10 protein-coding genes are annotated in these 12,533 nt (G+C 38.3%); 9 read left to right on the top strand and 1 reads right to left on the bottom strand.

Annotation, left to right across the window (positions count from 1 at the left end):
- Positions 1–173: 173 nt before the first annotated feature.
- The 9 genes from rpsB (at position 174) to ACQ2HF_RS05680 (ending at position 11,671) form a co-directional block, all read left to right on the top strand.
- Entirely contained in the window at positions 174–1,097 is a 924-nt protein-coding gene (gene rpsB / locus ACQ2HF_RS05720) for a 30S ribosomal protein S2 (RefSeq protein WP_432412565.1), read from the top strand.
- A gap of 174 nt (positions 1,098–1,271) precedes the next feature.
- Complete coding sequence (gene tsf, locus ACQ2HF_RS05715; protein WP_432412564.1) at positions 1,272–2,234, top strand: translation elongation factor Ts; 963 nt, start codon at positions 1,272–1,274, stop codon at positions 2,232–2,234.
- Between the two features lie 293 nt (positions 2,235–2,527).
- Entirely contained in the window at positions 2,528–3,235 is a 708-nt protein-coding gene (pyrH, locus tag ACQ2HF_RS05710) for a UMP kinase (protein WP_432412563.1), read from the top strand.
- A gap of 170 nt (positions 3,236–3,405) precedes the next feature.
- Positions 3,406–3,960, top strand: coding sequence for a ribosome recycling factor (gene frr / locus ACQ2HF_RS05705; RefSeq protein ID WP_432412562.1), 555 nt, complete (start codon positions 3,406–3,408; stop codon positions 3,958–3,960).
- Between the two features lie 87 nt (positions 3,961–4,047).
- Positions 4,048–5,313, top strand: coding sequence for a DUF5686 family protein (locus ACQ2HF_RS05700; protein ID WP_432412561.1), 1,266 nt, complete (start codon positions 4,048–4,050; stop codon positions 5,311–5,313).
- Between the two features lie 81 nt (positions 5,314–5,394).
- Positions 5,395–7,791: an efflux RND transporter permease subunit gene (locus ACQ2HF_RS05695; protein ID WP_432412560.1), complete on the top strand. Its 2,397-nt coding sequence runs from the start codon at positions 5,395–5,397 to the stop codon at positions 7,789–7,791.
- 151 nt (positions 7,792–7,942) lie between these two features.
- Positions 7,943–9,385 (top strand): asparagine--tRNA ligase, encoded by a 1,443-nt coding sequence (gene asnS / locus ACQ2HF_RS05690; RefSeq protein ID WP_432412559.1) that lies wholly within the window; start codon positions 7,943–7,945, stop codon positions 9,383–9,385.
- A 226-nt stretch (positions 9,386–9,611) separates the two neighbouring features.
- Positions 9,612–11,066, top strand: coding sequence for an RNA polymerase factor sigma-54 (gene rpoN, locus ACQ2HF_RS05685; RefSeq protein ID WP_432412558.1), 1,455 nt, complete (start codon positions 9,612–9,614; stop codon positions 11,064–11,066).
- On the top strand, positions 11,066–11,671 hold the full coding sequence (locus tag ACQ2HF_RS05680; protein ID WP_432412557.1) for a hypothetical protein: 606 nt from the start codon (positions 11,066–11,068) through the stop codon (positions 11,669–11,671). Before rpoN ends, ACQ2HF_RS05680 begins: the two co-directional genes overlap by 1 nt.
- Here the strand turns inward: ACQ2HF_RS05680 and ACQ2HF_RS05675 are convergent.
- Positions 11,666–12,433 carry an outer membrane beta-barrel protein gene (locus ACQ2HF_RS05675; RefSeq protein WP_432412556.1) on the bottom strand — a complete coding sequence of 256 codons (768 nt, stop codon included), beginning with the start codon at positions 12,431–12,433 and terminating at the stop codon, positions 11,666–11,668. The two genes, ACQ2HF_RS05680 and ACQ2HF_RS05675, sit on opposite strands and share 6 nt — an antisense overlap.
- Between the last annotated feature and the right edge of the window lie 100 nt (positions 12,434–12,533).

The raw sequence follows: 12,533 nt of genomic DNA, 5'->3' as shown, positions 1-12,533 counted from the left end.
AATAAATGCGGTGCGACAGTTTAATGGAAAGTTCATACAAATACAATTATTAATAAGCTGTTGGTCCCGCTCTTTGCCGGGTGGGACAACTAGTTTAGCATCTAAATCAAATAATTCAGAAAAACTGAAGGACAGATTGCTATCTAACTTACAGAACGTAAACTAAAAACAAAATGGCAGACAACAAGCAAGTTAAGGAACTCCTTGACGCAGGTGTACACTTTGGACACCTTACCAGAAAATGGAACCCAAACATGGCCCCGTATATCTATATGGAGCGTAACGGTATCCACATTATTAATCTTTATAAGACTACTGCAAAACTAGCAGAGGCTAACGAAGCTTTGGCTAAGATTGCAGCTAGCGGTCGTAAAATTCTTTTTGTAGCTACTAAGAAGCAAGCAAAAGACATCGTTGCAGAAAAAGTAAAAAATGTAAACATGCCTTACATCACAGAAAGATGGCCAGGTGGTATGTTAACCAACTTTATAACGATTAGAAAAGCCGTTAAGAAAATGGCTTCTATTGATAGAATGAAGCAAGATGGAACTTTCATGACCCTTTCTAAGAAAGAGCGTTTGGCAGTAGACCGTTTAAGAGCGAAGCTAGAAAAGAACTTAGGTTCTATTAGCGAAATGAGCCGCCTTCCAGGTGCCTTATTTATTGTAGATACTACACGTGAGCACATCGCAGTAAAAGAAGCTAAAAAATTGAACATTCCAATCTTTGCTATGGTAGATACCAATAGCGATCCTCGCGAGATTGATTATGCTATCCCATCAAACGATGATGCATCTAAGTCTATCGAGAAGATTATCACTAGCGTGACCGATGCTGTAGCAGCTGGACTTGCTGAGCGTAAATCTGGAAAAGACGAAGATGATCAGGAAGCTCCAAAAAAGAAAAAAGAAGCAAAAACTGACAAGGCAGATAAGCCTAAAAAGAAAAGAGTTGCTGTAGAAGCAACTTCAGTTTCAGGAGCCCCTACTGTGAGCACAAGCGATGCCAAAGCAAAGAAAGACGCTACCGAATCTGCTGTACTTGAGTCTAAGTCTGAGACCATGGAAAAAGCTGGTTTAACAAAAGAAGAAGAGTAGATTTCAGTATACAGTAGCAGTCTGCAGTTGTAGCACTACGGTTTAATGGAATCATTTCATAAAATTAAAAAGTCGTCAGGTTCATTTCTATAATTGAAATTTGCGACGACTTTTTTTAGTAACTAATAATAAATAATGCGAGTGCGAAGCATTCGCAATAAAAAATAAAAAACGATGGTAAAAGTAACCGCCGCAGAAGTAAACGAATTAAGAAAAAAGACCGGAGCTGGTATGATGGACTGTAAAAAGGCATTGGTTGAGGCAGAAGGTAATATGGAAGAAGCAATAAGCATCCTTAGAAAAAAAGGACAAAAAATTGCTGAAAAAAGAGCAGACCGTGACTCTAGTGAAGGGGCTGTTGTTTCAAAAATAAACGATGCGAATACAAGAGGTGTTGTCGTTTCAGTAAACTGTGAGACAGATTTCGTATCAAAAAACGATTCTTATAAAGAATTGGCACAAAAAGTTGCCGATATCGCCATCAACGTAAATTCTAAAGAAGAATTATTGGCTTCAGATTTTGGCGGCATGACCGTTGCAGAGAAATTGATTGAGCAAACCGGTGTGATTGGTGAGAAAATTGAAATCGGTGGTTTTGAAATCCTGGAAGCGCCTTTCGTAGGAACGTATATCCACGGTAACAAAATTGGAGCCTTAACCGGACTTTCAAAAGCTATCGACAATGCTGAAGAAGTTGCTAAGAATGTTTCTATGCAAGTAGCTTCTATGGGAGCTACAACCTTATCTTACAAAGATTTTGATGCTGCTTTTGTAGCTTCGGAAACGGAAGCAAGAATTGCTGTTATTGAAAAAGATAATATTGAATTAGGACGTTTGGGGAAAACCCTTAAAAATGTTCCTCAATTTATTTCCAGAGCACAATTGACTGAAGAGGCTATGGCCGCAGCAGAAACGGAAGCAAAAGAGCAATTGAAAGCGGAAGGGAAACCAGAACAGATCTGGGATAAAATCCTTCCTGGTAAAATGGAACGTTACATTAGTGACAATACTTCTTTAGACCAAGAGCAGTGTCTTTTAGACCAAAACTACATTATGGACGATAAGAAATCTGTTGCAGACTACGTAGCAGACCAAGGTGTTGAAGTAGTTGGATTTAAGAGAGTTACTTTAGCCTAATTAAGTTTTCAGTAGCCAGTTGCAGTTTGCAGTTTGCAGTTTGCAGTTTGCAGTGGCTTAAATATATAAATCCGTTTTCAGATTTTCTGGGAACGGATTTTTTTATGTCCAATTCCAAAAGTGTGAATAGTAGTAGCAATATAAGGTATTGGTTGTTTTCCGCTTGAAAAATTAACAACCCTTTCAACTATATCTTCAGAAAATGGTATCGAGACACCAACTTTATATTTACTGTGTACTGCAACTGCATACTGAAAACTTTTTTCACTATTTTTGCGCAACAAAATCTCACTATGCACTATAACAGAATCCTCCTTAAATTAAGTGGTGAAGCCTTAATGGGTAACCGTCAATACGGTATAGATCCAGAACGTCTTAAAGAATATGCAGAAGAAATAAAAGAAATTACAGCCTTGGGCGTTCAGGTAGCTATCGTAATTGGTGGCGGAAATATTTTTCGGGGCGTTGCTGGTGCGAGTCGCGGCATGGATCGCGTACAGGGAGACCATATGGGAATGCTTGCAACCGTGATAAATGGTCTGGCACTGCAAAGTGCATTGGAAGATGAAGATATCCCAACCCGTTTACAAAGTGCTATAAAGATTAATGAAGTAGCCGAACCTTTTATTCGCCGCAAAGCCATTCGTCATCTAGAAAAAGGCCGCGTGGTAATTTTTGGAGGCGGAACAGGAAACCCCTACTTTACTACAGATAGTGCTGCGGTACTTCGCGCCATTGAAATACAAGCAGACGTTATTTTGAAAGGAACCCGCGTAGACGGAATTTACACCAGCGATCCTGAAAAAGATACTACCGCAACAAAATTCGATTTTATTACGTTTGAGGATGTACTCAAGAAAGGGCTGAAAGTAATGGATACCACAGCCTTTACCTTAAGCCAGGAAAACGAATTGCCAATTATTGTTTTTGATATGAATACCAAAGGCAATTTAATGAAAGTAGTTAGTGGTGAAACAATAGGAACCAAGGTGAATCTTTAATAGAAGAAAGAGGAAGGACCGTTATACTGAAAGAAGAAAGACTAGAGATAGTCTATCATTTTTTTATGTTTCTTTTATAAAAATCACTATTTTTGGATTGGTCTGGTTTTTGAATTATGACCTTTTAAGAGTTCAACAAAAAAAGTTACCCACCTTCGTGGGCAGTAAACATGGAAGACGAAATTAAATTTATTATAGACGAAACAAAAGAGGCGATGGACAAAGCCTTGAAACATTTAGAAAAACAATTGGTGAATATTCGTGCCGGAAAAGCCTCGCCATCTATGGTAGGTAGTGTCATGGTAAATTACTATGGCAACCAGACACCTTTGGGTCAGGTAGCAAATGTGAGCACCCCAGATGGGATGACAATTTCTATCCAGCCTTGGGAAAAAGCGATGATTTCTGAAATTGAACGAGGTATTCATCTTGCCAACATAGGCTTTAATCCTATGAGTAATGGTGAAAGTGTAATTATTAATGTCCCGCCTTTAACTGAAGAAAGGCGTGCAGAATTAGCAAAACAAGCGAAAGCTGAAGCTGAAGAAGCAAAAGTTGGTGTACGTAATGATCGTAAAAATGCTAATAACGAAATTAAAAAATTAGATATTTCAGACGATATGAAAGCTAATTTGGAGATAGATGTTCAAAAAATGACCGACTCCCATATTGAGAAAATAGATACTATTTTCGCTAAGAAAGAAAAGGAAATCATGACGGTGTAACTGCCCATATACGTTAAACAAAACACAAACAAGCGGCCTTTAAGCCGCTTTCTTTTTACTTTCGCTTTTTCTAATTTCTTCTTACGTATGCGCGGTTTCCTACTGCTATTTTTAGTATTATTCTCCTTGGCAATTTTTGCGCAAGAGCCCACTATACAAACCGAAAAAGACACTACTTCAACAAAAGCAGAAGAAAAATCCAATCCGTTTAATACAGGTTTTTATCCCGTTGGTTTTTTTGATATTGACTTACGCTATATTATAAAATTTAATAACTACGAAGGGCTACGATTAGGTGTTGGTGGTGTAACTAATGATAGGTTTTCTGACCGTTTCAAAATTGGCGGGTACTTTGCTCGTGGATTTAAAGATCGTGATATTAAATTTAGTGCTGGGGGAAGTATTCGTCTGGACAAAAAATATAAAACCTGGTTTAATCTGTACTATAAAGATGATATCCAGGAAATTGGAAAATTTGATTTTTTGACCGATAGCCGGGTGTATTCGGTTTTTGAACCTCGCCTGGTAAACGTAACTCAATTTTATAAAGAACGCACCTGGCAAGCCAATGTGCAAGCCGAATTTTATGAAAAGATATTAGCCGAAGTACGCGTCTCCAGAAGCCGTATTGAGCAAATAGAAAGTTATCAGTTTTTTAATGACGGTGTTTTTTACAACAATTATGAGTTGGCTGAAGTTACCGCCTCCTTCCGTATAAGTCCAAAAACTAACTTTATCACTACTGACGATGGTCGTGTGGAATATTTTGACGGTTTCCCAAAGATTAGCGCACAAATAACCCAAGGCATAAAAGGCATTACTAAAAGTGATTTTACCTACACTAAATTTGGCCTAAAATTGGATTACTACATAAAAAGAACCGACCTCTCTTCCACCAACTTTTTACTGGAAGGAGATTACGCTATTGGCGATGTCCCATTAACACATTTGTACCACGCCTACCCTAACAGTCCTACAAAAGATGAAATTTTACAACGTTTCTCCGTAGCCGGCCGCCGTAGTTTTGAGACCATGTATTTTGGCGAGTTTTTCTCGGATCAATTAGTAACGCTTCAAGTAAGACACAGTTTAAGACGCTTTTATATTGCAGAACGTTTTAAGCCAGAGCTAGTTATCGTTACCCGTCACGCCTTGGGGGATTTTAAAAATCCCGAAAACCACTTTGGACTTCCATTTAACACGCTGGACCAAGTATATAACGAATCTGGTTTTGAACTTAATAAATTGATTTTTGGTTTTGGACTAAGCGCAGCTTATCGTTATGGTTTCTATAACCTTCCAGATTTTGAGGATAACGTAAGTATAAAGTTTACGTTTTATGCGAAGTTTTAATCTGAAAAAACTTCCCCTCCCCAACCTTTGTGATAACCCACACCTATTCACTACATTTGTTCCTATTGAAAACGCAACTACTTGAACAAACTTTTTAGCATTGGTTTTTGGAGCGCCGTGGCTCGGTTTATCCTTAGAAACAGAACGTTACTTCTCATAGTAATTGCCGCCATCACTATTTTTATGATAACGCAGTGGCAGTATATGCGTTTTACCTACACCGAAGCCAACCTACTCCCAGACGACCACGTAGTAAATGTAGAGTACAATAAGTTTCTGGATAAGTTTGGTGAAGAAGGCAACCTCATTATTATGGGCGTAAAAGATTCTACGCTCTTTACCCCAAAGAATTTTAAAGCCTGGACAGCGCTTTCAAGTAAGCTGAAAACTTACGAAGCAGTAGATCTCACCCTTTCCGTAGGCGATTTAAAAAAGCTGAAGAAAGTACAGGATTCTACAAGTTTTGCACTCGTACCGTTTATACAAGACAGCATTCTTTCCGAAGAAGCTTTAAAAGATTACAAATACGAGCTTTTTAATAAACTTCCGTTTTATAAAGGTTTGGTGTATAGTCCCAATAAACAAGGCGTTCGCACAGCAATCTATCTTAAAAAAGACATTATAAACACGGCACTACGTCGCGATTTTATTGTTGAAGATCTCATTCCCGCCATCGAAAATTTTGAGGAGGAAACGGGAATTAATGTGCACACCTCAGGAATGCCGTATATACGTACCCTCAATTCTCAAAACATTATTGATGAAATTGGAAAATTTATCGGTGCTGCATTGCTCGTCACTTCGCTCATATTCTTTTTCTTTTTTAGAAGTTTTAGAGCCACCTTTATCTCTATGATCACTGTGATTGTTGGAGTAATTTGGGCTTTTGGGATTCTAGGCTTGCTGAAATATGAAATCACCGTACTTACGGCTTTAATCCCACCACTTATTATTGTAATTGGTATTCCGAACTGTATTTTCCTTATTAATAAATACCAACAGGAAATACAACTTCATGGGAATCAGGCAAAATCGTTACAACGGGTAATTGCCAAAGTGGGGAACGCTACCTTAATGACGAATGTGACCACAGCATCAGGTTTTGCTACCTTTATCTTGACCAATAGCAAGTTGTTGAGCGAGTTTGGAATTGTAGCTTCCATAAATATTATCTGCATTTTCTTACTCAGCTTGTTCATAATTCCAATTGTGTACAGTTATATGAGCGTGCCAAAAACCAAGCACCTTAAGCACTTAAACAAGCGATGGATTGGCGCTTTTGTGGATTGGACAGAGCGTATGGTTCGCGAGCATCGTATTGCCATTTTTATCGCTTCTATTCTCTTGCTCTGCGGAAGTATTATCGGGATGTTTCAAATTAAAATTTCAGGAAGTATAATTGAAGACATGCCAAAAGGCGAGGCATTTTTCGAAGACATTAAATTCTTCGAAAAAGAATACGAAGGCATTATGCCACTAGAAATTTTGGTAGATACCAAACGTAAAAAAGGAGTGATGAAACTTGCCACCTTAAAAAGAATGGACGAGCTACAGGAATACCTAGAAGAAATTCCCGAATTTTCCAAACCACTATCGGTAGTAGATTTGGTGAAATATAGCAAACAAGCCTATTACAACGGCAATCCAGAATATTATCAATTGCCCAATAGCCAAGAACGAACTTTTATACTGTCCTACGCAAAAAACAGTGCCAAAAGCACCAATTTACTGTCTAGTTATGTAGATACTACAGGCCAATACGCCCGTATCACCGTCTTTATGAAAGACACCGAAACCGAACGCTACGACAGGCTGGAAGAAGACATAAAAACAAAAATAGAGAAGCTTTTCCCCAGCGACCGTTACGAGGTTACAATGACAGGGAAAGCATTGGTCTTTCAAAAAGGCACCAAGTATTTAGTGAACAACCTTGTAATTTCTTTGTCACTAGCCATCCTACTCATTGCGCTTTTTATGGCGTGGATGTTCCGAAGTTTTAAAATGATTCTGGTTTCCTTATTGCCTAACTTATTGCCACTAATCATCACAGCTGGATTGATGGGCTTTTTGGGCGTTCCTATAAAACCGTCCACTATTTTGGTGTTTAGCATCGCGTTTGGTATTTCGGTGGACGATACCATTCACTTTTTGGCTAAGTACAGACAAGAACTCATTGCAAATAATTGGAAAATTAAGAAATCGGTCTATGCGGCACTTCGGGAAACTGGCGTGAGTATGTTTTATACTTCTATTGTGCTGTTTTTTGGGTTTTCGGTATTTACCATTTCAAGTTTTGGAGGAACGGTAGCCTTAGGAGCTTTGGTTTCAGTAACGCTCGTATTTGCCATGTTGGCGAATTTATTGTTGTTGCCAGCGTTATTACTTTCGTTGGAAAAAGAAATTGCCAACAAGAAAACCTTCAAAAAACCAGCCCTACAAATTTTAGAAGCCGAAGAAATACCAGAGGAAGATACGTAACAACCTACAAATTTTAAAATCGAAATCGTAGGAACCAGAAGTTACTTTTCAATAAAAAATCTACTTACCACATCCCAATGAAAATTCTGAATTCTGAATTCCGAATTCCGAATTTATACATTTATATTTGCCCTTCAATAATAGCAAGACTATGAAAGCAACAGACATTGCACACCTCCTACAACAAGAACCTTCTTTAACCGAAGTAACCGCCCGCGGTTGGGTACGTGCTTTTAGAAGCAATCGGTTTATTGCCCTAAACGACGGTTCTACCCTACACAACATACAGTGTGTTGTAGATTTTGAAAATTTTGACGAAGAGGTGCTCAATACGATTACCGTTGGTGCCGCTATTGAAGTAAAAGGAACTTTAGTTGAAAGTCTGGGACAAGGACAAAAAGTTGAAATTCAAGTTTCAGCAGTTGATGTTTTAGGAAAAGCAGATCCTGAAGAGGTGAAGCTGACCATCCTTTCTCCTAAGCGTCATAGCTTAGAAAAATTACGTGAGCAAGCACATCTACGCGTACGCACCAACACCTTTGGCGCCATTATGCGCGTACGGTCTAAGTTGTCTTTTGCCATTCACGAGTATTTTCAGAAAAACGGATTTTATAATATGCACACCCCAATCATCACAGGAAGTGATGCCGAAGGTGCCGGGGAAATGTTTAAAGTAACCAACTTCGATCTTAAAAACGCACCATTAAATGAAGACGGAAGCGTAAATTATAAAGAAGATTTTTTTGAGAAAGAAACCAATCTTACGGTGAGCGGGCAGTTAGAAGCCGAAACGTTTGCCATGGGATTAGGAAAGGTATACACCTTTGGCCCAACATTTAGAGCCGAAAATAGCAATACGAGTCGTCACTTAGCCGAATTCTGGATGATAGAGCCGGAAGTAGCCTTTAACGACCTGGCAGACAACATGGATCTTGCCGAAGATTTTATAAAATACGTGGTAACCTACGCCCTGGACAATTGCGCCGACGATCTGGAATTTCTGGAAAACCGTTTATTAGAAGAGGAAAAAAGCAAACCACAAGCCGAAAGAAGCGAAATGACGTTGCGTGACAAGCTGAAATTTGTAATAGAAAATAATTTTAAGCGGGTAAGTTATACCGAAGCGATTGATATCTTAAAACGCAGTAAACCGAATCAGAAGAAAAAATTTAAATATTTAATTGAGGAGTGGGGAGCCGATCTACAAAGTGAGCACGAACGTTTCTTAGTGGAGAAACATTTTAAATGCCCCGTAATTTTGTTCGATTATCCTGCAAAAATCAAAGCATTCTACATGCGTTTAAACGACGATGGAAAGACCGTACGCGCTATGGACGTATTGTTTCCAGGTATTGGAGAGATTGTTGGTGGGAGTCAGCGTGAAGAGCGCTATGATGTCCTAAAAGAGAAAATGGCTGCTATGGATATTAGCGAAGAAGAATTGCACTGGTACTTAGACTTAAGAAAATTTGGGACCTGTGTGCATAGTGGGTTCGGACTTGGTTTTGAGCGTTTGGTATTATTTGTTACGGGTATGGGGAATATTAGAGATGTTATTCCTTATCCAAGAACTCCTGGAAATGCTTCTTTTTAATCCCCTACCCTCTCGCTACGTGCACGGAACAGGCTCTAAAAGAGGAGCAGCTTACAGAATTATAGTGCCTATGTATAGATTTTCGCTTTCTTTAAGGCTGGGATGAACGAAAATTCAGCTATATTTTTCAAAATGAAAAATATAATATCACAACCTTATATTAAAAACCCTTCGGTATCGCTTGATGTGAAGGGTTTTTTCTATTTTTATAGTTCAGTTACAGACTATGCTTAAACAACAATTAAATTTTAAACTTTCTCAGAAACTATCGCCTCAGCAAATACAGTTGATGAAGTTGATACAATTGCCTACGCAGGCTTTTGAGCAACGTATTTCGCAAGAGATGAATGAGAACCCAGCATTGGAAGGTGGCAAAGAAGATGAAGACAAGTTGGACGATGAATTTAATAACGAAGATGAGTACGAAAATGATAACGATGTAATTGAAACCGATATTAATGTAGACGATTATTTAAGCGACGACGAAACGCCAAGTTATAAGCTTTCTGCTAACAATTACAGCGCAGACGACGAGGACAAACAAACGCCATACGCTTCAGGAACTTCCTTTAATCAATTTTTGTTGACTCAATTAAACACGTTTCGGTTTGACGAGGAAGAGGCAGAAATTGCCAAATTCTTGGTGGGAAGTGTTGATGAAAGCGGGTATATACGCAGGGAAATAGCCGATATCCTAGATGATTTGGCATTTACACAAAACGTGTATACTACCGTAGAAAAGATTGAAAAAATACTAGAAATTGTACAAGACTTAGATCCAGCCGGTGTTGGCGCTCGCGATTTGCAGGAATGCTTGTTACTTCAGTTATACCGAAGAAATCCTTCAAATTCAGTTTCTTTAGCGATTGAAATTATAGATGATGCTTTCGACCATTTTATAAAAAAGCATTACAGTAAGCTTATTCAGAAATTTAATATTACAGAAGACGAACTCCGGGAAGCTATCCACGAAATAGAAAGCCTAAACCCAAAACCTGGCGGCGCTTACTCCGGAAATACCCGAATGGTAGAGCACGTAGTTCCAGATTTTGCTATTAGAATTGTAGATGGTGAACTCGACCTTACTCTAAATGGAAGAAACGCGCCAGAGCTACACGTATCCCGCGAGTATTCTAATATGTTGAAAGGGTATAAAGCTTCTAAAGAAAAATCGAGATCACAAAAAGACGCGGTGATGTTTATTAAGCAGAAACTGGACGCGGCCAAATGGTTTATAGATGCTATAAAACAGCGTCAACAAACATTATTTGTCACGATGAATTCTATTATGCATCATCAAGAAGAATATTTCTTGACAGGAGATGAGCGTAATTTAAAACCAATGATCTTAAAAGACATAGCAGACAAGATCCATATGGATGTTTCAACTGTTTCTCGTGTTGCGAATAGTAAATATGTAGATACGCCTTACGGAACCAAACTCATTAAGGAATTTTTTAGTGAGTCTATGAAAAATGACCAGGGCGAAGATGTTTCAACCAGAGAAATTAAGAAAATCTTAGAAATTACTATTGGTGAAGAAAGTAAGAAAAAACCATTAACAGACGATAAGTTAGCCAAGATTTTAAAAGAAAAAGGATATCCTATTGCCCGTAGAACGGTTGCAAAATATAGAGAACAATTGGACATTCCAGTAGCCAGACTCCGAAAAGAACTTTAATGAACTACTTTTTACGCATTGGCGCATACGTATTACACCCATTGCTTATGCCATTTTTGGGTGCATTACTATACTTTGTAGTTACACCCAGATATATTGAGCCTGGTTTACTACAATCCAGACTCATAGCGGTTGCTATTATAACCATTTGTATTCCCGTTGTCACCTTTTTCCTCTTACGAAATTTAGGCACCATTAGCTCCATTCATCTCGAAGAAGTAAAAGAGAGAAAGGTACCTCTAGCGATTCAATGTGTGCTGTTAGTACTAATTATAAAACTTGTTTTTGATCCTATAGACAGTCCGGAAATGTATTATTTTTTTGTGGGGATACTTTTTTCTGGAATGAGTGCTTTAATTTTGGCGTTTCTTAAGTTTAAGGTAAGTCTTCACCAAATGGGCATTGCAGGTGTCACTATGTTTTTAATTGTGTTAAGCGTACATTTTAAAATAAACATGCTCGTTTGGCTGTGTATTTTCTTTATAGGAAATGGCTGGGTAGCATCTTCTAGATTGCATACAAAATCACACACCTATCCTGAACTCATAGGCGGGTTCTTTATAGGTTTAATGCCACAATTACTTTTGGTTACTTTCTGGTTATAATATATAGAAGAGTATTCCCAGTTTAATAGTTCTAAATTCTACGGGTTCCTGCGTGTTGGTGGTGACAGCACCGTCAAAGAAAGGATTTATACTATAGTACGCATAAAAATTTACCTTATTATAGCCAAAACTTAATGTAGCTGCCAAACGGGTTTGATTAAATTCTGGAATATCGGTTTGTGTTACTTCATTTCCGTCTTGCTTAAACCTCGCTTTGTACCAATACGCATAGCCCACTCTAAAACCGGCATACACTCTCCAAAAGCCATACTTAGTAGGTGTAGAACTTCTCCAGCGCAGCTCTATGGGCGCTTCAATTACAGCGGTACTAAATCTATTAAAGTTAAACACATAGTCATCGTTGGTAAGGATAGTAAAAATAGTTTCGTCTTCTGGAGTTTCTCCCACAAACAACGTATTCCCGTAAGCATCAAAGCTTAGTCCTGCACCCACAGCTACGGCTATATTACGGCGTTTATTTATGGGCATATCACGAAGAAATCCAAAATGAATTCCACCAGAAAGTCCTCGAAGATTTACCGCTGAAGGAACACTGGAAAGAAGGTTATAGGTTACTCCTAAATAAAATTGATCTTCTCTGTACTTGAGATCGCCTATAGTATCTTTCTCTTTTTTGAGTTGTAGCTTGGCCCCTAATGTTTCTTTATTCTCATTGGAAATACTGTCATTATCCTGTGCCAGGGCAAATGGCCCTAGTATACATACTATTAAAAATAATACAAGTTGTTTGATTCCAAGCATAGCCCTAAAGATAGTTTTATTTCAAAATATAACATAGGACTCATCTTGACTTTTTCTTTTTACTTAAAAAAGTATAGCCCTTAAAAAATAGGGAGTGGAT

It is taken from the genome of Rasiella sp. SM2506 (genome assembly GCF_050859505.1).
Classification (GTDB): Bacteria; Bacteroidota; Bacteroidia; order Flavobacteriales; family Flavobacteriaceae; genus Marinirhabdus.
The sequence above is the reverse complement of the archived record's forward strand: the minus strand, read 5'-3'. Positions and strand labels throughout refer to the sequence as shown.